At 64.7% G+C, this 20,396-nt stretch carries 19 protein-coding genes; 10 read left to right on the top strand and 9 right to left on the bottom strand.

The annotated features are described in order from the left end of the window. Positions 1-66: 66 nt before the first annotated feature. Both HY852_RS12440 and HY852_RS12435 read right to left on the bottom strand, forming a co-directional pair. A complete protein-coding gene (locus HY852_RS12440; protein WP_291604999.1) occupies positions 67-501 on the bottom strand; it encodes a phasin in 435 nt (144 codons plus the stop codon). 295 nt (positions 502-796) lie between these two features. Then, on the bottom strand, positions 797-1,180 hold the full coding sequence (locus tag HY852_RS12435; protein WP_291604998.1) for a phasin: 384 nt from the start codon (positions 1,178-1,180) through the stop codon (positions 797-799). A 329-nt stretch (positions 1,181-1,509) separates the two neighbouring features. Here HY852_RS12435 and HY852_RS12430 point away from each other — a divergent pair, with 329 nt between their 5' ends. After that, complete coding sequence (locus tag HY852_RS12430) at positions 1,510-4,755, top strand: PAS domain-containing protein (RefSeq protein ID WP_291604997.1); 3,246 nt, start codon at positions 1,510-1,512, stop codon at positions 4,753-4,755. Positions 4,756-4,791: 36 nt separating this feature from the next. Here HY852_RS12430 and HY852_RS12425 read toward each other — a convergent pair whose 3' ends face one another. Next, positions 4,792-5,994, bottom strand: coding sequence for an NnrS family protein (locus tag HY852_RS12425; RefSeq protein ID WP_291604996.1), 1,203 nt, complete (start codon positions 5,992-5,994; stop codon positions 4,792-4,794). Positions 5,995-6,189: 195 nt separating this feature from the next. Here HY852_RS12425 and HY852_RS12420 point away from each other — a divergent pair, with 195 nt between their 5' ends. After that, complete coding sequence (locus tag HY852_RS12420) at positions 6,190-6,909, top strand: Crp/Fnr family transcriptional regulator (RefSeq protein WP_291604995.1); 720 nt, start codon at positions 6,190-6,192, stop codon at positions 6,907-6,909. Here HY852_RS12420 and HY852_RS12415 read toward each other — a convergent pair. Both HY852_RS12415 and hemN read right to left on the bottom strand, forming a co-directional pair. Continuing rightward, positions 6,906-7,124, bottom strand: coding sequence for a DUF1858 domain-containing protein (locus HY852_RS12415; protein ID WP_291604993.1), 219 nt, complete (start codon positions 7,122-7,124; stop codon positions 6,906-6,908). The genes HY852_RS12420 and HY852_RS12415 overlap by 4 nt on opposite strands. Before the next feature lie 144 nt (positions 7,125-7,268). Continuing rightward, on the bottom strand, positions 7,269-8,618 hold the full coding sequence (gene hemN, locus HY852_RS12410; RefSeq protein WP_291604992.1) for an oxygen-independent coproporphyrinogen III oxidase: 1,350 nt from the start codon (positions 8,616-8,618) through the stop codon (positions 7,269-7,271). 233 nt (positions 8,619-8,851) lie between these two features. Here hemN and HY852_RS12405 point away from each other — a divergent pair, with 233 nt between their 5' ends. The 5 genes from HY852_RS12405 to HY852_RS12385 all read left to right on the top strand — a co-directional run bounded on the left by HY852_RS12405 (position 8,852) and on the right by HY852_RS12385 (position 14,403). After that, positions 8,852-9,058, top strand: a complete 207-nt coding sequence (locus HY852_RS12405) for a hypothetical protein (RefSeq protein ID WP_291604991.1) — start codon at positions 8,852-8,854, stop codon at positions 9,056-9,058. Positions 9,059-9,422: 364 nt separating this feature from the next. Continuing rightward, positions 9,423-10,544: a copper-containing nitrite reductase gene (nirK, locus tag HY852_RS12400; RefSeq protein WP_291604990.1), complete on the top strand. Its 1,122-nt coding sequence runs from the start codon at positions 9,423-9,425 to the stop codon at positions 10,542-10,544. Between the two features lie 48 nt (positions 10,545-10,592). Then, positions 10,593-11,474, top strand: a complete 882-nt coding sequence (locus tag HY852_RS12395) for an SUMF1/EgtB/PvdO family nonheme iron enzyme (RefSeq protein WP_291604989.1) — start codon at positions 10,593-10,595, stop codon at positions 11,472-11,474. A gap of 216 nt (positions 11,475-11,690) precedes the next feature. After that, positions 11,691-12,680, top strand: a complete 990-nt coding sequence (locus HY852_RS12390; RefSeq protein ID WP_291605015.1) for a Fe(3+) ABC transporter substrate-binding protein — start codon at positions 11,691-11,693, stop codon at positions 12,678-12,680. Positions 12,681-12,756: 76 nt separating this feature from the next. Continuing rightward, the gene (locus HY852_RS12385) at positions 12,757-14,403 is read left to right on the top strand and encodes an iron ABC transporter permease (RefSeq protein ID WP_291604988.1); all 1,647 of its coding nucleotides are present in this window, start codon (positions 12,757-12,759) and stop codon (positions 14,401-14,403) included. 177 nt (positions 14,404-14,580) lie between these two features. Here the strand turns inward: HY852_RS12385 and HY852_RS12380 are convergent, their stop codons facing one another. From HY852_RS12380 to HY852_RS12365, 4 genes are all read right to left on the bottom strand, one after another. Then, on the bottom strand, positions 14,581-16,230 hold the full coding sequence (locus tag HY852_RS12380; protein ID WP_291604987.1) for a caspase family protein: 1,650 nt from the start codon (positions 16,228-16,230) through the stop codon (positions 14,581-14,583). 158 nt (positions 16,231-16,388) lie between these two features. Further along, positions 16,389-16,856: a DUF3592 domain-containing protein gene (locus tag HY852_RS12375; protein WP_291604986.1), complete on the bottom strand. Its 468-nt coding sequence runs from the start codon at positions 16,854-16,856 to the stop codon at positions 16,389-16,391. Positions 16,857-17,033: 177 nt separating this feature from the next. Beyond that, positions 17,034-17,600, bottom strand: a complete 567-nt coding sequence (locus tag HY852_RS12370) for a cytochrome b/b6 domain-containing protein (protein ID WP_291604985.1) — start codon at positions 17,598-17,600, stop codon at positions 17,034-17,036. Between the two features lie 8 nt (positions 17,601-17,608). Then, on the bottom strand, positions 17,609-17,881 hold the full coding sequence (locus tag HY852_RS12365; RefSeq protein ID WP_291604984.1) for a PepSY domain-containing protein: 273 nt from the start codon (positions 17,879-17,881) through the stop codon (positions 17,609-17,611). Between the two features lie 180 nt (positions 17,882-18,061). On the opposite strand from HY852_RS12365, the gene HY852_RS12360 reads away from it, so the two are divergent. Genes HY852_RS12360 through HY852_RS12350 form a run of 3 tightly spaced genes read left to right on the top strand, consistent with a single transcriptional unit; the run spans position 18,062 to position 20,396 of the window. Further along, entirely contained in the window at positions 18,062-18,346 is a 285-nt protein-coding gene (locus tag HY852_RS12360; protein WP_291604983.1) for a PepSY domain-containing protein, read from the top strand. Continuing rightward, a complete protein-coding gene (locus HY852_RS12355; protein WP_291604982.1) occupies positions 18,346-19,008 on the top strand; it encodes a response regulator transcription factor in 663 nt (220 codons plus the stop codon). Before HY852_RS12360 ends, HY852_RS12355 begins: the two co-directional genes overlap by 1 nt. Then, a complete protein-coding gene (locus HY852_RS12350; RefSeq protein WP_291604981.1) occupies positions 19,005-20,396 on the top strand; it encodes a sensor histidine kinase in 1,392 nt (463 codons plus the stop codon). Before HY852_RS12355 ends, HY852_RS12350 begins: the two co-directional genes overlap by 4 nt.

Here is a 20,396-nt window from a genome sequence, read left to right as displayed (position 1 = left end):
GTCCTCATTCAAGAAAAAACCCGGACCTTGCGGCCCGGGCTTTCAACCTTGTTGGCCGACTTTAAATCAGGCGGCCGGCTTGTAGAACTTGGATGCGCTATCCTTGATCGGCTGGGCCGTCTCGGTCGCCACGCGCTGCGTCAGCTCGGCGAGCTCCTTGGCCTGGGCGGACAGCGTCTCGAACTGCTTGCGCGTCTGACTCGTCCACAGCTCCATCGCCTCCGACGGCGACTTGGCTGCGAGCAGATCCTGGGCGAAGTCCAGCGTGGAGCTGGTGTTCACCTTCAGGAACTCCATCACCTTGGCGCTATATTCGCTGGCGCCCTTGCTGACGCTGGTGAACACCGCCTCCATGGTCCCGTTGTGGGTCTCGGCAGCCTCCTTGAACTTGGCGTAGCTGTCGCGGGCTTGGGAAACACCCTTTTCGGCAAGGGCCCGCATCTGCTCCGGAACCTGGAACGGGATGATCGAGGCGGAGAAAGGATCGGTGGCACCTGTCATGTCAGTCGTCCTCTGCTAGTGATGAATGAAGAGAAGCCTCTTTGCGCGCCCGCGGGACCAGCGGGTGCGCGGAACTGGAACACGCTTTTAAGGGAGTGTGGCCTCGCCCAGCGCCAACATTGAATATCACTATCATGTCAATATTGTGCAATGCAATGTGATCTGAGGTGCATTGCCAAAAAAAAGACCCGGTCAGGATGACGCTCCTGGCCGGATACCGTTTCGGTTGTAGGGCCTTTGTCCCGAATCGTAGGCTTTCGGCTCCCGGCTTACCTACAATTTCAAGCGCTGGCTTTCAGCTTTTGGGCTTGGTGGCGTCGATCGCCGCCTTGCCGACCGCGTGTCCGATCTCGCTCGCCTGCGCCGCCAGCGCCCGCATCTGAGCCTGCACATACTCGCTGTGCAGGCGCATCACCTCGGAAATATCCTTGGCGTGGACCAGTGCTTGCGCGTAGTCCAGCGAGGCGTGCACGTTCTTTTCGGCGAAGGCGATCGCCTTGGCGCCGACGTCCTTGGCGCTGGCACGAACCGTCGCACCGCGCTCCTCGATGGTCCCCGCCGCGGCGTGGGCGCCGGCCAGGAATTTCTCAAAGGCTTCGCGCGCCTGGTTGAAGCCGGCCTCGGCCATCGACCGCAGCTCTTTCGGAATCTCAAAACGGTCGCGCGCTTCTTCGCTCATGGTCTTGCTCCTGTTGTCTTCCCTCGGCCCGCCGGGGGTCGTTTACCGGGATGAACTTAACACTATCAGCCACAAACGCAGGTGGTATGACGCCTGCCTCACAATCGACATGGTGGACCTCCGACCGTGTTTTGCAACCCGCTATGCTATGCCGTCGCGGGCTTGAGTGTTCAGCCGGATTAAGGTTATCGCGGCTTAAGCGGTGTGGGGACAGGATGGGGCCGTGGACCTGCCCGCCTCCGCAGGCGATACTAACAGTCTGTTAAGGCTGTCATGTTTGGCGGCCCGATTCGGACCGCCAAAGTTGATAACGGGCAAGTCGGGGTTGGATGAAGGGATCGGAATTCCAGTTGCGAGGCGTCGCCGATCCGCGGCTGGCGGTATACGCAGCAAGTCCCCTGCCCGCCTGGCTTTGGTCGGTTGACGGTATGCGAGTATTGTGGGCGAACCCGGTGGGCGCCCAGTTTTTCAACGCCGCCAACAGTACCGAACTTGCCGCAAGGACTTTCGGTCCCGCTGAGCCTCATCGTCGTCAGGTCGCCCGGCTCGCCGGAACGCTGCCGCCGAACGGCGCGCTAAGGCTCGAGCGGCTGCGCGGCTTCGGCGCGCCGCTCGGCTCGCTCATGACCTGCGGCTGCGCGCGGCTTGAATTTCCCGATGGCAGCCAGGGCATCCTGGTAGCCGCAACACAGGCTTGCAGTCGCGCCATGCCCCTGGTCGAGCGCCTGCAGCGCCTGGTCGAGGGCGTCTCGGTGCCGGTGGCAGCGTTTGCCCAGGACGGCATGTTCATCGGCGCGAGCGAGACTGCCCGCCCCCTCTTCGGCTTTCGCGATCTTTCGGAAGCGGGCCTGGATCAGGCGCGAAGCGACGCGTTGAGGCAGGGAAGAGTCGAACTGCCGGTCGGCATCGGCCACATGGTACTGCAGCGCGTTGGCACTGGCCCCGATATCGGCCTGGTGGCAACAATCGCTCCGGGCGCAGCACAAGCCGCACATGACGCCTGTCATGTCACTCCGGCCGCGCCGCTCGTTGTGCCGGCTGCACAGGACGAGCCGGTCACGCCGACCCGTGCGCTGCCGGATTACGAGCAGCCGGCGATCTCGGGAGAAGCGCCCGCGGAGTTTGCCCTCGTCGAGGAATGTGCCGAATGGAGCGAAACGCCCGAGCCCGAGCAGCCGCCGAGGCCGCGGCCGCTTTCTGCTGCACCGGTCGCGCAGCCGCTCGAGGAAACGCCGGCGCCACGCTTCAGGCCACTCCGCTTCGTCTGGCAGATGGACGTCGATGGCCATTTCATGCTGGGCTCGGACGAGTTCATGCGCCTGATCGGGTCGCGCACCGCTGCGCGCTTTTTCCGGCCCTGGCACGAAATCGCGGCCGGCTTTGATCTCGATCCGCAAGGCCGGGTTGCCGAGGCGCTCGCAACCCGCAACACCTTCGCCAACATCGAAGTGCACTGGCCCGCCGACAGCGAGGAGCGCCTGCCCGTCGAACTGTCGGGCATTCCGGTCTACGACCGCATGCGCAATTTCGCTGGCTACAAGGGCTTCGGCGTGTGCCGCGATCTCGACGGCCTCAACCGGCTGGAGGCGTTGCGGCGCTTCGAACTGTTCAGCGAGCCTGCAACAATCGCGCGGGCGCTGTCGGCCGACGTCGTCCAGGAGCCGGCGGGGTCGACCGAGACGCGGGCGCCGGGCGCACGCGATGCGACACCCCCCGCCGAATTGCCGACGCCGGATACCGAAGCAAAGTCATTACAAAACGATGTGGAACAGCACGTGGAAACGCCCCAGAACGTCGTGCCGTTTCGCCCGCTGAGCGAGGCGAAATCGCTGACCCTTACTCCCGTCGAGAACAACGCCTTCCATGAGCTTGCACGACAGTTGTCGCAACGGCTCGAGCGCGAGCAGGACTTGCCCATCGAACCGGAGCCAGTTCCGCGCGAGGCGGAAGCTGCGGCAGAGCCGGTGCCACCCGAGCCCGCGCCGCCCGCGTCCGAACCGCCACGCGAGTTGCCGGAATGGATGCAGCAGCCGGAGCCGGCGCCGCTCGGCAACAGCCGGCGCGACCGGACCCTGCTGGACCTGCTGCCCACGGGCATCCTGATCTACCGGCTCGACCGGCTGCTCTATGCCAATGCCGCTTTCCTGTCGCGCATGGGGTATGCCGACCTGCATGCACTGGAGGAGGCCGGCGGACTGGACGCGCTTTATGTCGAGCCCGGCGTCTCACTGGCGAGCAGCACCTCGGAGGCCGGAACGCCGGTGACGATCACCGCGAGCCGGGCGAGCGAGGCGACCTCCGTTCCCACCGAGGCGCGCCTGCACACCATCTCCTGGGATGACGAAGCCGCGCTGGCCCTGATCTGCGCAGCGGCGCAAGGCGCGACCGCAGCACCGGCCATCGAACCCGCCGTAACGGCGGCCGAGCCGGAGCCGCCGCCCGCCGAAACCCCGGTCGCAGGTCACGCCTATGCCGAAGATCTCGCCGCGATCCTCGACACCACGGCCGAGGGCATCATGATGTTCGATGCGCAAGGCCTCATCCACGCCTGTAACCGCAGCGCCGAAGCGCTGTTCGGCTATGACGGCGAGGAGCTGGTGCGGTTCAACCTTGCGGACCTGTTCGCGCCCGAAAGCCGGCGGCTGGTGCGCGACTATCTCGAGAACATCAAGGCCCAGGACATCGCAAGCTTGCTCGAGCACGGCCGCGAAGTGCTGGGACGCGAACGCAAAGGGGGCATCATTCCGCTGTCGATGACCATGGGACGCACGCGCCCCGACGGCCCGAACTTCTTCGCTGTGTTCCGCGATCTCTCCGAGAGCAGGAAGGGCGAGGATGAAGTCAAGCGGGCGGAACGGCTCACCGAACGCGCGGCAAATGCCAAGGCCGACATGCTGGCGCGGATCAGCCACGAGCTGCGTACGCCGCTCAATGCCATCCTCGGCTTTGCGGAGATGATGATCGGCGAACGCTTCGGCGCGCTCGGCAACGAACGCTATGTCGAGTACATGAAGGACATCCGGGCCTCCGGCCAGCGGGTCATATCCGTGATCGACGACCTGCTCGAACTGTCGCGGATCGAGACCGGCAGGCTGGAACTCGTCTTTGCCGACCAGAACCTCAACGATCTCGTCGAGCGCTGCGTTACCGTGATGCAGCCGCAGGCCAACCGCGAGCGCATCATCATCCGCACCTCGCTTGCGCATACGCTGCCGCCGGTCATGGCGGACGGCCGCGCGCTGCGCCAGATCACCATGAACCTGATCAGCAACTCGATCCACCTTGCGAGCGCGGGCGGCCAGGTCATCGTCTCCACCGCGCTCACCGACCGCGGCGAGGTGAGCTTACGCGTTCGCGACACCGGTCACGGCCTGAGCCAGACCGAGGTCGCCGCCGCGATGGACCCATTCCGCACGCTGCCGCCGCCGGACCAGGCTTCCGACAGCACGGGGTTCAGCCTTTCGCTGACCAAGGCGCTGACCGAGGCCAACCGCGCCCAGTTCGGCATCAAGAGCGTGCCGAATTCGGGCACGCTGATCGAGGTGGTGTTTTCGCCGACGCTGGCGCGGGCCTGAAGCGCGATTGGATCAAATCGCGTTTCACGTTCCTGCTCAGGCCGCGGCCCGCCGTATCGCCAGCGCGCGGCGGCGGCTGCCGACGAGCAGCGGGCCGAATGCGACTGCAAAGCCGAAGAAGGCGACCGCCCAGCCGAACGCCGCGATGTGCAGCAGGACGTCACTGTGCGCGGGCAGCACCACGGCGCAGATGCGCGCCAGCGCCGCAACGATGACCGCGGCATAGATTCCCTGGGTCGCAGGCGAGGCGGTCAGCGCCTGGCCGGTGTGTCCGAGGCTCGCACGCGTCATCACCGCGAGCGTCATGGTGCCGGCTGCGCCCGCCATCCAGGCGTGAATGCCCCCGCTCGATGGCAGCGAGGTAAAGGCCGCGGCGGCATGCAACAGGAAGCCGAACGGCACGAAGGCGTAGCCGACATGCAGGATCACGAGCAGCCGCTCGCGCAAGGTGCGGTCCCCGGCCCAGCGCGAAAGCCGCGCCAGGTGCAGCACGCCGGCAACCGCCATGAGCGCGCCGGTGATCTCGCTCGAGGGGCCAACAATCCAGCACACAAGCGCCAGCGCCGTGACGCCGATCACGACCATGTCGAAGCGGCCGAACGGCACCGGCAGCCGGCCGGGATTTTCCCGCACCAGCCAGTTGCGGGTGAAGCTCGGGATGATGCGGCCACCGATCAGCGAGATCAGCAGCACCACCACGCCGATGCCGATGCGGATGGCATAATCGGCGGCGCCGTTGACATGCGCCTCCAGGTGAAAGGTGATGTTGCCGGCGAGCAGCAGCAGAATTAGCCCGACGACAGGCAGATTGCGCCAATTGCGCCCGGCCAGGATCTCGCGCGCCGCGGCAGCGGCAACCAGCGTCAGAAAGCTCGCATCGACAACCAGCGCAAAGGCCCAGCCGGTTTCGGCCGACAAGGTCACCGCCAGGCGTCCCGCAAGCCAGGCGAGGACGAGCAGCATGAGCGGCGTACCCTGGATCGGCAGCCTTCCCGTCCAGTTCGGGATCGCGGTGAACAGGAAACCGGTGATCACCGCCGGCAAAAAGCCGTACAGCATCTCGTGCACGTGCCAGTCGCGGGGCGCGAACGCCGAGGTCAGGGAGAGTTCGCCGTGAAAGACCGGCAGCCACACCATGATGGCGAGCGCAGCCTGGATCGAACCGAGCAGGAAGAAGGGGCGGAAGCTGTTGGCAAACAGCGGCCAGCCCTGATAGGCGCGAAAACGCGGAACCGCCATGCAGCAAACTCCGTCTGATCCTCAGATCTTTGAAACCAAACTCGCTGCGCAAGTGGTGGAGCCAACCCGATCGCGCCGCGAGCCTCCTTCGGTTAAGTGAAGGCGCAAAGCTCGTTATTGTGCCAGCACAAACTTCCGCTTGATCGAACGGCCTAATCGCAGTCTAGATCGGTGGAACTGCCCGCGGGAGAGCCAATGGCCAAAGTCGACGCTTCGCTGGTCGCCCATCTGCCGCTGTTTGCGGGATTTGGCCCGGAAGATCTCGAGGAGATCCTGCGCGAAGCGCGCTCGGCGCGCTATCCGAAGAATTCCACGATCTTTGCGCAAGGCGAGGACGCCCATTCCTTCTTCCTCCTGCTGCATGGCCATGTCCGCGCCAGCAAGACCACGCCCGCCGGGGAACAGATCGTGGTGCGCTATGTCTCGCCAGGCGAGACCTTCGGGCTCGCGATGGCGATTGGGCTTCAGCATTATCCGGCGAACGCGACGGCCGTCGACGATAGTGTGGTGCTGGCCTGGCCGACGCCCGCCTGGCCGCGGCTGGTGGCGAAATTCCCGGCGCTTGCGACCAACACGCTGCAGACGGTGGGGAGCCGGCTGCAGGAGACCCATACCCGCGTCATCGAGATGTCGACGCAGCAGGTCGAGCAGCGTATCGCCCATGCGCTGCTGCGGCTTGCCAAGCAATCCGGCCGCAAGCTCGATCGCGGGGTCCAGATCGACTTTCCGATCAGCCGCCAGGACATCGCGCAGATGACCGGGACGACCCTGCACACCGTGAGCCGCATCTTGAGCGGCTGGGAACAGCGTGGGCTGGTCGAGAGCGGGCGGCAGCGCATCATCCTGCGCGAGCCGCACAAGATCGTGCTGCTCGCCGAACAAGGTATCGACGAGGGCAGATCCTCCGGCGATTAGTCTGCGGTCTCTTCCGGGCACATTTCGACGGACGAGCAAAGCGCTTTCAAGAAGGCATCCTGTTCGACGCCGTGCTCGCGACAGGCGTCGTCCACGGTATGAAAAGTTGCGATCGGGCAACCGACGCAGCTCATCCTGAATTCCAGGAACACGCGGATCGTCTGCGGCCATCCGCGCATGATGTCGTCGACGAGATCGTAAACTCCGAAGGGCATCCGCGTCTCCGTTCCGAGCTTCGAAAGGTAAACGCGTATCCGGAGCGACTCTTTGTCGGGGCGCAAGCTGCCGGGCGGTTCACGTCGAGGGAAACGCGCCTCGTCATGCCGCGCCTGGGCGGGGGCAGCCAATGGCCGCGAGCGTCAGACCGCGCGGCTGTGAAGCTGCTTGGAACTGTCCAGGTGGGCGTCGAACGCGGCGGCGACGCTACGGACCAGGAAACGGGAGTCCTCGGCGACGGTAACCTTGTTGCCCTTGAGCTTGACGATGCCGTCCGAGATCAGGGTGTTCAGGCGCGGCGAGGAGCGGAGAAGTTCCGGAGCCGCGCCGTGCCGCGCGCAGATCTCGCCGAGGTCGGCGTCGTACCGACACATGATCTGCTCGATGATCTCGGCCCGCAGACGGTCGTCCTCGGTCAACGCATAGCCCCTGATCGTGGCCAGCCGTCCCGAACTTACGAGATCCGAATAGACCAGCGTGCGAACCTCGTTCTGCACGTAGCCCTGCGGCAGGTGGCCGATTGCGCTCGCGCCGAAGCCGAGCAGCATGTCGCTGGCATCGGTCGTGTAGCCCTGGAAATTGCGGCGCAGCCTGCCCTCGTTGAACGCCTTTGCCATGGAATCCTCGGCCAGCGCGAAGTGGTCCAGCCCGATCTGCACGTAACCGGACTCCTTCAGCGCGTTGGCGATGGCGCAGGACTGGTCGAACCGTTCGGGGCTGTCGGGCAAGCAGTTTTCGCTGATCTTGCGCTGATGCTTCTTGAAACTCGGAACATGGGCGTAGCCGAACACGGAGAAGCGGTCCGGGCGCAACTCAAGGCAGTGGCGAACCGTGTCAAGGCAGGAGGCGACGGTCTGATGCGGCAAGCCGTAGATCAGGTCGAAATTGAAGCCCTTGATGCCGGCGCGCCGCAGGTTTTCCATTGCCGCCGCCGTTTCTTCGAAGCTCTGTACCCGGTTGATCGCGCGCTGAATCAAGGGATCGAAGCTCTGCACGCCGAGGCTGGCACGGTTGACGCCGGCAAGCGCCAGGGCGTCGATCATCTCCGACGTCAGAGTGCGCGGATCCACCTCGATGGCGATCTCGGCGGACGGCAGCACGAAGAAGCAGTGGCGCAGCGCTGCCATCAGGTCGCTGAAGCATTCCGGCGCCAGGATGGTCGGCGTTCCGCCGCCGAAGTGGATGTGCTCCACTTTCATCCGCCGGCCGATGTTGCCGGCAACGAGTTCGATCTCGGCGCGCAGGGCCGCGGCATAGGCCGTTACCGTCTCGTCGCGGCGGACGATCTGGGTGTGGCAGCCGCAATACCAGCACATCTCCCGGCAGTACGGGACGTGCAGATAGAGCGACGTGCTCAAATTGGCCGGCAGGGCCTTGAGCCATTGTCCATAGGTGTCCGCTCCGACGGCGGGCGAGAAATGGGGGGCCGTCGGATAGCTAGTGTACCTCGGCAGGCGTTCTTCGCCATAACACGCCGCCAGATCAGCCCTCATATTGCGCTCATTCCTGCATTGAACTGCCCCGGGGTACGACAGACAGTCGTTCCCCCAATTATCGTAGTTTACCCGGAACGGCGGGCCCGACTTTGCGCTCGCTCAAAACCGGTTTCCGTTTCCGGATCAAGGGGAAAAGAAAGCGGATTGGCGAGATTTTGCGCTCGCGCAAAGCGGCCTCGGGCCTTTCCGGCCATGGTTTGCATGGTGCTCGACCAATCGGAGCAGGTGCAATGGGCCTTTTCGTTCTGGACGTCGTTCTCTGGCTTTTGGGTGTCCGCGGCCATATCCCCCAATTCGGCGATTTCCGCCCGGTCCCGTCGGAGACTTCGGCCAACCCGTCGGTCCTGAAGCGGATCCTGACCGCCTTTGTCGCCGTTTTTGCCGTCCTGTCGCTCGCGGTGTGGGCGACGGTCTGGCTGGCCATCCGGCTGCTCTGATCAAGCTTAAGCCCCCCGCCACAGACACATCCCGAACATCGAAGCACGGCCGTACCACAACCATCGGGCGCACCTGACCGCGCGAGCGCCATTTTATTCCTGCCCCGCTTATGCGCCCTCACCAGCGGTGTGACGGTTTCGCCGAGCACGTCGGCGCCGATCAAAAGCGCGTAGCGACGTCGGGACCGACCATCTCGACACCCGAAACCGTGAACAGGTCTTCCTGCTGCAGCAGATCACCTACGTAGTTTTGCGGAGGCCCCGACAAACGATCGGAAGATTGTTGCGGCACAAACAGCCTTGCGGCAGTCGGCGCAAGATGGCGGCGGTAATCAAAGCAGTTTTCAGAGCAAGGAAACATCCGATGTTGACCCGCAGAGCCGCAATGATCAGCGCCGCCGGTTTAGCTCTCATGCTGGCGACGCCCGCATTTTCCAACGAACTCAAATTGCCGCGACAGAAGGTCGAACTCGTCGCGCCGCCTTTCGTGCATGCCCACGAGCAGGCAACCAGGCAGGGCCCCAAGATCATGGAGTTCAAGCTCATGATCGAGGAAAAGAAGGTTGTCATCGACGACAAGGGCACGACCTTCCAGGCCATGACCTTCAACGGCTCGATGCCCGGACCATTGATGGTCGTGCATGAGGGCGATTACGTGGAGGTGACGCTGGTCAATCCCGCCAGCAACACGATGCCGCACAATATCGATTTCCATTCCGCGACCGGCGCGCTGGGCGGCGGCGCGCTTACCCTGATCAATCCGGGCGAACAGGTGGTGCTGCGCTGGAAGGCGACGCGCACCGGCGTGTTCGTCTATCACTGCGCACCGGGCGGCCCGATGATCCCCTGGCATGTCGTCTCCGGCATGAACGGCGCCGTGATGGTGCTGCCGCGCGACGGCCTGAACGACGGCAACGGCCATTCCCTGAAATACGACCGCGTCTACTATATCGGCGAGCAGGACATGTACGTGCCGCGCGACGAGAAGGGCAACTTCAAGTCCTACGACTCGCCGGGCGAAGCCTATAACGACACCATGGAAGTGATGCGCAAGCTGACCCCGACCCATGTCGTTTTCAACAGCAAGGTCGGCGCGCTCACCGGCCAGAGCGCGCTCAAGGCCAATGTCGGCGAGAACGTGCTGATCGTTCACTCGCAGGCCAATCGCGACAGCCGTCCGCACCTGATCGGCGGCCATGGCGACTACGTCTGGGAGACCGGCAAGTTCGGTAACGCGCCGGAGACCGGCCTCGAGACCTGGTTCATTCGCGGCGGCTCGGCAGGGGCTGCAATGTACAAATTCCTGCAGCCCGGCATCTACGCATACGTCAGCCACAACCTGATCGAAGCGGCCGAGCTCGGCGCCACCGCCCACTTCAAGGTCGAAGGCAAATGGAACGACGACCTGATGACCCAGGTGAAGGCGCCGGCGGAAATCCCGCCGCAGGTGCAAGGCGCGCTGGAAACCGGCCGGCAAGCCAACTGACCACGAAAGGGGCCGGCGCAACCGGCCCCTTTCTTTTCGAGGCCTCCCATGCTGATCGCGTTCAAACTCAAACTGGCGCTGGCCTGCGCCGCCGGGGTCGCCGGACCGCTCGCGGTGGCGCCGCTGGTCACCGAGGTCACAGCTCCCGCCACGCTCGTCGCGCCGGCCCTTGTGGAGATTTCTTCCGGCTCCTTATCCTACCGCGCCTCCGGCGACTTCACCCGCGCCGGCAAGCAGGCCGAGGCACCGATGCTGTCGCGGCATTTTGCAGAGCCTCTTGCGATCATGCGGCACCAGGTCAGCTCCGCCGATTATCAGCTCTGCGTCGGCGATAGCGCCTGCCATGCGCTCGATCGCGGCGTCACCGTCGCACCCGACCGGCCCGCGGTGCAGGTGAGCTGGCATGATGCGCAGGCCTATGCCGCCTGGTTGTCGCGCAAGACCGGCGACCACTATCGTCTGCCGACCGACGAGGAATGGGCGTTTGCCGCCGGCAGCAGATTCAAGGACGACGCCCTGCCGGTCGATGCCAGCGATCCCGCAAAGCGCTGGATCAGCCGCTATGAACGTGAATCCGACCGCGACCTGTCCGACACCGCGGCTTATCCCTTCGGCAAGTTCGGCACCAACGAGCACGGCCTGTCCGACCTTTCCGGCAATGTCTGGGAGTGGACCTCGAGCTGCTTTGTGCGCAGCGTGCTCGACGAGACCGGAAAGACGATCCGGGAAAGCGCCAATTGCGGCGTCCGCATCGCCGAAGGCGCGCATCGTGCCTACGTAACGGACTTCATCCGTGACGCCCGCGCCGGCGGTTGTGCCGCCGGCCTGCCACCCGCCAATCTCGGTTTTCGCCTTGTGCGCGAGCCGAAATCGTGGGTCGGCGGCCTCTCTGGACGGCTGAGCAAGGCGTTGTCGGTCGCAAGATCGTAGGATCGCACGAACCCATTCAGCCTGCGCCAGTCGCGCCGACGAGAGTTTAAAGTTGGAATCACTCTAAATCATGGCCCTGGAATCACTCTAAATGGCGCCATTCGCGACATCGCGTCGCTGACTTTGCTGTGTTGCCTGCGCTACTCAGTCCGGCACCCAACCGCTGCCGGAGCAGCATTCATGAAAATTCTTCGCGTCTTCGCCGTGTTCGCGGCGATGCTGTGCCTGACCTCGCCCTTTGTCTCGCCGGCAGTCGCCGACAACGGCGAAGTCAACGTCTATACCTATCGAGAAACCAAGCTGATCCAGCCGCTGTTCGATGCCTTCACCAAGGACACCGGCATCAAGGTCAATATCGTCTCGGCGAGCTCCGGGCTGGAGCAGCGCATGAAGGCGGAGGGGGCAAACAGCCCGGCTGACGTGCTGCTGACGGTCGACATCGGCCGCATCGATGAGGCCGTGCAGGCCGGCGTGACCCAACCGATCAAGTCGGAGGTGATCGACAAGATCGTACCGGCACAGTACCGCGACCCGGACGGTCACTGGGCCGGCATTTCCATGCGCGCGCGCGTGATCTATGCCTCCAAGGACCGCGTCAAGCAGGACAAGATCACTTACGAAGAGCTCGCCGACCCCAAGTGGAAAGGCAAGATCTGCATGCGCTCCGGCCAGCACATCTACAACAACGCGCTGTTGGCGGCCTACACGGCGAAGTATGGCGAGGCCAGGGCCGAGGAATGGCTGCGTGGCGTCAAGGCCAATCTCGCGCAGAAGCCGTCGGGCGGAGATCGCGAAGCCGCGCGCGACGTCGCCGCCGGCAAATGCGACATCGGCATCGGCAACACCTATTACTGGGCGCTGATGATGAACGATCCCGAGAAGAAGCCGTGGGCGGAAGCAACCCGGGTCATCCTGCCTACCTTCGAAGGCGGCGGCACTCACGTCAATCTCTCCGGCGTGCTGCTTGCCAAGCAGGCGCCCAACAAAGCCAACGCCGTGAGTCTGATCGAGTGGCTCGTCGGCGAGCATGCGCAGCAAATGTATGCCGACCAGAACTACGAATATCCGGTTCGCGCCGGCCTCGCCGTCAATCCCATTATTGCAGGCTACGGCAAGCTCACACCCGATGCGCTGCCGATCGCAAAGATCGCCGCAAACCGCAAGGTGGCTGCGACACTCGTCGACAAGGTCGGCTTTGACAACTGATCTCTGGCAGCCCTCCTCCGACTTCTCCAGCGAAAAAGCGGAGGCCATCGCAGGCGTTCCGGAAGCGCGACCTCCCATGAAGCGCCGCGCTTACGCCGGACGGGTCGCGGCGGTAATCGCAGTGGCGACGGCGATTCTGGTCGCCGCTCCGGTCATCTCGATTATCTCGATTGCCATGCAGCCGGCCCCGGAGGTGTGGCACGACCTGATCAACTACGTCTTGCCGACCGCTGTCCTGGACACCGCTCTTCTGCTTGGCGGGGTCGGCGCCCTGACGCTCTCGATCGGCACCGGAACGGCGTGGCTGATATCGCTCTATGATTTCCGTGGGCGTCGGACGCTGCTGTGGTTGATGCCGTTGCCGCTGGCAATCCCGACCTATCTTGCCGCCTATGTCTATGCCGACCTGTTCGAGCCGCTCGGCCTTGTCCATCGCACCCTGGCAATCTGGTTTCCGATGCGCGACACGATCGGGGCGCTGCCCAATCTACGCTCGCTCCCGGGCGCGATCTTCGTGATCGGCCTCGTGCTCTACCCGTACGTCTATCTTTCGGCGCGGGCCATGTTCCAGTTCCAATCGGCCGAAGTCACCGAAGCCGCGACAGTGCTCGGCGCGGGCAAGTGGACCGTGTTCTGGCGCGTCTCCCTGCCGATGGCGCGGCCGGCGCTGGCGGTTGGCGTGGCGCTGGTATCGCTGGAAACGCTGAACGACATCGGCGCCAGCGAATATCTCGGCATCCGCACGCTGACGGTTTCGATCTTCACGACCTGGCTCAACCGCGGAAGCCTCGCCGGAGCATCACAGCTCGCCTGCCTCATGCTCGTCATCGTCACCGGCCTCATCGCCATGGAGCGTTACGGCCGCCGCAAAGCCGTCACCGAATTCTCCGCCGAAAGCCCGCAGTTGACGCAACGAACCCAGCTCGTGGGCGCAAGGGCATGGTCGGCATTCGCGGCTTGCCTGGTGCCTGTGCTGATCGGGTTTGTCGTGCCCTTGCTCTATCTGATGCACCAGAGTCTTGGCCGCGGGCTGTTTGCAAATTCCGACGCGCTGCTATGGCGACACGCGTTCAACTCGGTTGCCTTTGCAAGCCTTGCCACACTGCTCGCGCTCCTGCTTGCTCTCGCGATCACGATCGCGCATCGCTGGCGGCCTGGTCCTGTGCAATACCTGGCAATGAGCATCTCGCAGGTCGGCTACGCACTGCCCGGTCTGGTGATCGCGCTCGGCCTGCTGACTCCGGTTCTGGCGCTCGACAACGCCTTGAACGCGCTCGCCGCGTGGATGGGACTCCCGCTCCCGGGCCTGGTCCTGATCGGCTCGGGCGGTGCCGTCGTAATCGCCTATGCGATAAGGTTCCTGGCAGTGCCAAGCGGCCTGATGAAGGCCGGCTTCGAACGCATTCCTCGCGAATACGACGAAAGCGCGCGCGCCGTCGGAGCCGGCCAGACCATCACACTGCGGTGGATCTACCTGCCCTTATTGCGGCCGGCGATTCTCGGTGCCGTCATCATCGTGTTTGTGGATTGCCTCAAGGAGCTTCCGGCGACGCTGCTGTTGAGGCCGCTGAACGTAGAGACGCTGTCGACCTCCATCTATCAGTTCGCCAGCCGTGGCAGCTTTGAGGAGGGCGCGCTTGCGGCATTGCTGATCATTGCCGCCAGCATCGGTCCCGTGGCCTGGCTGACCCGGTTCTCCGACATGCCGAACGGCCCGGCGTAAGATCGCACGCGGATGGCGGCACAACAACCTTGGGGCGCATTTGCCTGCGCGACCGTCATTCATTGCCGCCGCCGCTGCTGCCGCCTGCCCCGCCGCCCCGAGAGCGCGGCATCGACCGGTCAGCCGGGCCCATCATCAACTCAGGTCTCCACCTGCCAACGACAACGGCGGCGCGCCTCAGCGTGCGGCCGTCGCCGCGGTGCGGAAGTAGAAGGGCTCGCTCGGAAGCGAACCGTACACGAAAGGCTCCTGCTGCCGTCCCGTCGCTGCCAACACGTCGTCACGAACGAAGCGAAAGAGCATGGAAATCTCCAGCCCCGGCTGCTTCAGTCGCTTAAGCAGCGCCTTCATGAACGGGCTGTTGCCGTCCTCTCCGTCCTGTGCCACCTGACCGGCCTTCGCCGCATAGGCGACCATCGTCCCACCCTCGGGCTCCACCCGCGCGAGTCCGCTTCCGAGCGAACGCGTGCTGTTGGTCAGGCGCATCTGCGTCGTGAACGGATTGTTGCGGCACGCGTCGAGCACGATCAGCCGGAGTCCCCGCGCGCCTTCGATTGTGGCGCTGAGTTCGTCGATCGACACCGCTTCGAGGCGAACGTCGCGATCTGTCTTGAACTGCGCATCCACCGGCGCGAGCCAGTTGATTCCACCCATCTCGAGCCCGTGCCCGGCAAAATAGATGACGGCCCAGTCGGCCGTCTCGGCTTCCCTCGCGAAGCCTCGCAGGGCAGCGAACATCTGCTCGCGCGTCAGGTCGCGCAGGAGCGTGACCTTGCGGAAGCCGAGCGTGTCCAGCTCCGCAGCCAGGGCCTCCGCGTCACGCCCCGCATTGTTGAGCGCGGTTACGTTCTGATAGGCGGAATTTCCGATCACCAGCGCGACGCGATTGGCCTGCTCTCGCGACGGCTGCCTGCCTGGGGCCGCCGGCTCCTCGCGGGATGGCGCCAGGCTGCTGTCCAGCTCGCGCAGAACCTGCTCGGCCTCGCGGAACACGTCGGCGGCATCGACGCTGGAGAGCGGCAGCCGGCGCGCGGCCGCCAGCGCGTCTCGGGCGGCCACCATGTTGCTCGTTCGGGACGCCGCCAGGCTCTTGAGCGCGAACGCTTCGGCGTTGTTGGGGTCTATCTTGAGCAGCCCGTCCAGCACCGAAAGGGCTTCCGAAAAGCGCTGCACCCCCACCAGGGCCTTGCTATGCAGCACGCCGATGTCCGAGGCGGTCTTCTGCTGCGAGTAGTCGCCGGCGGCGTTGCGAGCGGCCCGGGCGCGCGCAACGTATGAGAGCGCCTCGTCCGGGCGGCCGAGCTGGAGCAGGAAGTCAGCCTGCATGATGAAATTGTAGACGTTGCCGGGCTGCAGCTTGGCCGCGCGGTCCAGGTCGGCCCGGCTCTGCGCGCCGTTGCCGTGTCGCACATGGGCCGCGGCGCGGTTGCGCAGCGCACCGGCACGGTCGGAATTGTTGGTCGCCACCGCCAGCGCCCGGGTCGCGTCAGAGATGGCGAGATCGAATTGGCCGAGTCCACTGCGGAGCACGGACCGCGCGAGCCAGGGGTCGTAGAACGACGGATTGTCTTCGAGGGACCGGTCGCAATTCGTCAGTGCGTTCCTGTAGTCGTGCCGCAGGAGGTAGTTGTAGCACCGATTGTAGTACGCGGCCGCGCGCTCCTGTCTTGGAATGCCGCGCGTGCTGATGATCGCCATGCAGGCTGCGAGCCCGGCCTCGCCGTCGTCCATGCGGCAGGAATTCCAGAGCTTCGACCGGTTCTCGATGGCAGCATCCGCGGACGCCTCAAGACCGAGCAGCACCGCCAAAGCCAGCAGCAGCGCCATGCAATGCCTCAGCCAGGAGGTCTGCCGATGCGCCGGACTCTGGAAGGCGATCATGGATGTGTCCTGTTGATGTGACGCAGCGCTCTCATTCCAGACACCCCGCGGCTTACGGAACTACGACACGGCGAGACGACGAGACGCCCGGCCTGGCCGACGGATCACGCAGAGGCGGGCTGGTCGAACATTCGTTCGACCCGGCCACTCAGCACGACCATGGCAGTTCCGACCAAAAGGAAGATGGACCCGATGAAACTCAGGATCATCGGCATGAGCCAAAGGGAAATCATCCCTCGGATCGCCGCCGATTGAGGCTCCTCGGGATCATAGACGACCGAGACGGTCTGGCCGGTGCGGTAAGCGGGCGGATTGGTCCGCACGCCGGACTCGAATTCGATGGTCCTGCCGGCCACGGTCTTGAAGCGCACGATCGGCGTGAAGAGATAGCCTGTGTTTTCGCTGTTGCGCACGCGCACCATCTCGATCACTGACCCGCGCACTTCAACGGCGCGCGCGAGCCACGCTCTTGTGGTCCAGGCCGTGTAGGCGGCTCCGAGCAGCAGCAGCACGCCAATCGGTATCAGGCCGAACTTGCCGAGACGGCTGAGAAACACGGTAGGACGTTCCATGGCGAGCGGGCCCCTCGCAGGCGAGCGCGGTCCCGCGCTGTTGACGATGTGCGTCTGTCTCAGGACGGGCCAGAATGGTTCAAAGTTACCTCTCAAGATCAAGCGGTCTGGGTGCAAAGCGGACGTCTCGCATGACGGTCCGCCCGGCCCCCATTTTCGACCGATCGCGCCACCTCGCTAATCCGCCTTTCTCTTCCTGCCGCTGATCATCGAGGCGACGAGGTTCTCCTTGTGCTCGAAGCTGGCCACCAGCACGCCGAGGATGTGCCCTACCACAAGGCCCACGGTGAGATTGGCGAAGAGCTCATGGACCTCTTCCACCCACTTGGCTCCCCAATAGGCGTCGGTGGTCATCATGAAGCCGGTCGTGCAGGTGCCGATGAGGGCCGCAAGGAGCGCGACGATCATCGCTCCGCCTGCAGGATTGTGACCGAGATAGCGCCGCGCCCGGAGGAGCACCACGTCGCGGAGATAGGACAGCACCTCTCGCGGCGACCGGACGAAGTCGCTGAACCGCGCGTGACGGGAGCCGATCACGCCCCACACGATGCGGGCCGCGACCAAACCGGCAATCGTGTATCCGGCCGCGAGGTGAACCTTCTCGATTTCGTCTCCGGTTGCATAGGCCACCACAAAGCATGTGACCAGCGACCAATGGAACAGCCGCACGAACGGGTCCCACACCTTGACCGTCACCGGCGGCGTCGCGCCGCCGGCTTCGATCGTATCGCTCACGAGACTCATGTCGCCCGTCACAGGCGGCCAACGATCTGGCCGTTGGTCGGATCGACGAACAATTCGACCCGGTTTCCATTCTTGTCGAGCGTGTACAGCTCGCCACAGGCCTTCTTCAGCTTGGCCTTCTCCACCTTGAAGCCCAGCGCCTCGACCTTGGCCTGCAGTTGCTCGATCGAGAGCCACTGACCTTCGGGCGCCGTGGTGCACGGCTTGCCCAGGCTTCCGGCCTGAGCCGTTGCCGCTCCAAGGGCCGCCGCGGCGATGGTCAAAAGGGCGATCTTGCGCATAGATATCTCCTGCTGATGGTGGGCCACCGCACCACGCGGGGCCGACGGCGAGGAGACTGCCAGAAGGGCGCCAACGGCCGCCTGTTGATCGAAGTCAGCGATTTGTCAGGCTCGATCTGGCATCTTTATCCCTGGATGATGAGATGCTTCATGACGTTAACCTTTCATCGCGTTCGGACGATGTTGCTTGCGGTCGCCGCCCTGGCCGCGTTCGGTGGTACGCCTTCCGCCGCCCGGGACCAGGATGAGGCGCGGCAGGCGCTTCAGGCCGGCGAAATCCGCCCGCTCGCGGAAATCCTGGATGCCGTTCGCGGCAAGCTTCCCGGCGAGATCGTCCGCGTCAAGCTGGAACGGGAGATGGGCCGCTGGATGTACGAATTGCGCGTCGTCGACCACAGAGGACGGCTCCTCGAGATCTACGTCGACGCGCGCAGCGGCATGGTCGAGCGGACGAAGGAGAAGTGATGCGCATACTTGTTGTCGAGGACGACGCGCGCATCGCGTCAGATGTGTCTCGTACGCTCGAAGCCTCCGGGTACGTGGTGGAAACCGTCACCAACGGGGAAGACGCGTGGTTCGCCGGCGACACCGAGGATTATGGAGCCGTCATCCTCGACCTCGGCTTGCCGGGCATGGACGGCCTTGCCGTCCTTAAGCGCTGGCGCGCCAACGGGCGCGACATGCCGGTCGTCATCCTGACCGCGAGGGGCAGCTGGGCCGAGCGGGTGGACGGGATCGATGCAGGTGCCGACGACTACCTGCCCAAACCGTTTCGAATGGAAGAGCTGTTGGCGCGACTGCGCTCGATCGTGCGGCGCTCGACGGGGCGCGCCTCCTCTATTCTGAGCGCAGGCGAGATCACGCTGGACGAGCGGCAAATGAAGGTGACGCGGCGCGGCGTGCCGATCACGCTCTCGCCGCTGGAATACCGTCTCGTCGCCTACCTGCTCCGAAACCGCGGGCGGGTGGTGTCGCAGCTGGAATTGGACGAGAACGTCTATGGTCACGGCGAGGAGCACGACTCGAACACTCTGGAAGTGCTGATCGGGCGCGTGCGCAAGAAGCTGGGTGCCGGCGCCATCGAGACGCGGCGCGGCTTCGGCTATTTCATGCCGGATACGCCATGAACTGGCATTCGCTGAGATTGCGGCTCGTGGCCGGCGGGCTTGTTGCCATCCTGGTCGCCCTCGCGATCGCCGGCGGCGGGCTGGTCCTCGTGTTCGAGCGGCATGTCGCGCGCAACCTCGCCGAAGATCTCGATGTCCATCTCAAGCAACTGCTCGCCGGCATTGATGTCGACGCGCTGTCCAATTTGGTGCTGACGCAGACGCCAGGCGATCCGCGTTTCGCCGATCCGCTTTCCGGGCTTTACTGGCAGGTCAGCGACGAACGGGGACAGCTCCTGCGCTCCCGTTCTCTCTGGGACATGACCTTGAACCTCCCGCTGGACAAGCTCGGGCCGGGCGACGTTCACCAGCACGAAGTGGCGGGACCGCAAGGAAAGCGGCTCCTGCTGGCGGAGCGCGCAGTCACGCTTTCGACCGACGGCAAGCGCGTCCTGGTGCGCCTGGCGGTAGCCGCCGACCTCGCGCGGGTTTCCGCCGCCGCATCGGCCTTCGCGAAAGATCTCGCGATCGCGCTCGTCCTTCTTGCCTGCGTTCTGGCGATTGCGACCTCGATCCAGGTCAGCGTCGGCTTGCGTCCGCTTGCCGCCCTGCTCCGTGGCGTGGCCGACATCAGGGCGGGGCGCAGTCGGCGTCTGCCATCTTCGGTGCCGGCCGAAGTCAGGCCTCTGGTCGAGGAGGTCAATGCCCTGGTCGACGCCCAGGAAGAGGAGATCGAGCGGTCGCGCAGCCGCGCCGCGGACCTGGCCCACGGCCTGAAGACGCCGCTCGCGGCACTTGCGGCCGACGCATCCCGCCTCCACGAACGTGGCGAGCACGCAATCGCCGAGGACATCGAAGCGGTCGGCGAGGCGATGGGCCGAAACGTCGATCGCGAGCTGGCGCGGGCCAGAGTGCGAGGTCGCGCGCGAACTGCAGGCACGTCCTCTACTGAACTCGCGCCCCTCGTCCGGTCACTGGTCTCGACGCTGTCGCGCACGCCCCAGGGCTCACGAGTGACGTTCGAGCCGAAGATACCCGACGATTTTCGCGTGCCGTTCGACAGGACCGATCTGGCGGAGGTGCTCGGCAATCTCCTGGAGAACGCCGTCCGCCATGCGGCAGGGCGCGTCCTCATCGCGGCCGAGTCCGGTCCAGTCGGACCGTCCATCGTCATCGAAGACGACGGAACGGGAATCGCGCCTGCCCTGTTGTCACGCGTCGTCGAACGTGGCGTTCGCCTCGACGAGCGAGGCGGAGGCGCGGGTCTCGGACTCGCCATTGTCCAGGACGTTCTCGACGCTTATGGCTGGCAGCTGAACCTGTCCAATTCGTCACCGGGTGGTCTCAGGGCGACGATATCACCGGCACTGGCCCTGGATCCGCCCGCCAGATCATCGGCCATGCAATAG

It is taken from the genome of Bradyrhizobium sp. (genome assembly GCF_016213215.1).
In the GTDB taxonomy this organism is placed as follows: Bacteria; Pseudomonadota; Alphaproteobacteria; order Rhizobiales; family Xanthobacteraceae; genus Bradyrhizobium.
This window is presented reverse-complemented; position numbering and strand designations above follow the sequence as displayed.

What these genes read in the sequence shown, in the direction of transcription:
- HY852_RS12355 (WP_291604982.1), top strand. Translation starts at nt 18,346, where the DNA reads ATGCGCATACTTGTTGTCGAGGACGACGCGCGCATCGCGTCAGATGTG.
- HY852_RS12425 (WP_291604996.1), bottom strand. Translation starts at nt 5,994, where the DNA reads ATGGCGGTTCCGCGTTTTCGCGCCTATCAGGGCTGGCCGCTGTTTGCC.
- HY852_RS12390 (WP_291605015.1), top strand. Translation starts at nt 11,691, where the DNA reads ATGCTGTGCCTGACCTCGCCCTTTGTCTCGCCGGCAGTCGCCGACAAC.
- HY852_RS12420 (WP_291604995.1), top strand. Translation starts at nt 6,190, where the DNA reads ATGGCCAAAGTCGACGCTTCGCTGGTCGCCCATCTGCCGCTGTTTGCG.
- nirK (WP_291604990.1), top strand. Translation starts at nt 9,423, where the DNA reads ATGTTGACCCGCAGAGCCGCAATGATCAGCGCCGCCGGTTTAGCTCTC.
- HY852_RS12380 (WP_291604987.1), bottom strand. Translation starts at nt 16,230, where the DNA reads ATGGCGCTGCTGCTGGCTTTGGCGGTGCTGCTCGGTCTTGAGGCGTCC.
- hemN (WP_291604992.1), bottom strand. Translation starts at nt 8,618, where the DNA reads ATGAGGGCTGATCTGGCGGCGTGTTATGGCGAAGAACGCCTGCCGAGG.
- HY852_RS12395 (WP_291604989.1), top strand. Translation starts at nt 10,593, where the DNA reads ATGCTGATCGCGTTCAAACTCAAACTGGCGCTGGCCTGCGCCGCCGGG.
- HY852_RS12365 (WP_291604984.1), bottom strand. Translation starts at nt 17,881, where the DNA reads ATGCGCAAGATCGCCCTTTTGACCATCGCCGCGGCGGCCCTTGGAGCG.
- HY852_RS12385 (WP_291604988.1), top strand. Translation starts at nt 12,757, where the DNA reads ATGAAGCGCCGCGCTTACGCCGGACGGGTCGCGGCGGTAATCGCAGTG.
- HY852_RS12430 (WP_291604997.1), top strand. Translation starts at nt 1,510, where the DNA reads ATGAAGGGATCGGAATTCCAGTTGCGAGGCGTCGCCGATCCGCGGCTG.
- HY852_RS12370 (WP_291604985.1), bottom strand. Translation starts at nt 17,600, where the DNA reads ATGAGTCTCGTGAGCGATACGATCGAAGCCGGCGGCGCGACGCCGCCG.
- HY852_RS12405 (WP_291604991.1), top strand. Translation starts at nt 8,852, where the DNA reads ATGGGCCTTTTCGTTCTGGACGTCGTTCTCTGGCTTTTGGGTGTCCGC.
- HY852_RS12375 (WP_291604986.1), bottom strand. Translation starts at nt 16,856, where the DNA reads ATGGAACGTCCTACCGTGTTTCTCAGCCGTCTCGGCAAGTTCGGCCTG.
- HY852_RS12350 (WP_291604981.1), top strand. Translation starts at nt 19,005, where the DNA reads ATGAACTGGCATTCGCTGAGATTGCGGCTCGTGGCCGGCGGGCTTGTT.
- HY852_RS12440 (WP_291604999.1), bottom strand. Translation starts at nt 501, where the DNA reads ATGACAGGTGCCACCGATCCTTTCTCCGCCTCGATCATCCCGTTCCAG.
- HY852_RS12360 (WP_291604983.1), top strand. Translation starts at nt 18,062, where the DNA reads ATGTTGCTTGCGGTCGCCGCCCTGGCCGCGTTCGGTGGTACGCCTTCC.
- HY852_RS12435 (WP_291604998.1), bottom strand. Translation starts at nt 1,180, where the DNA reads ATGAGCGAAGAAGCGCGCGACCGTTTTGAGATTCCGAAAGAGCTGCGG.
- HY852_RS12415 (WP_291604993.1), bottom strand. Translation starts at nt 7,124, where the DNA reads ATGCCCTTCGGAGTTTACGATCTCGTCGACGACATCATGCGCGGATGG.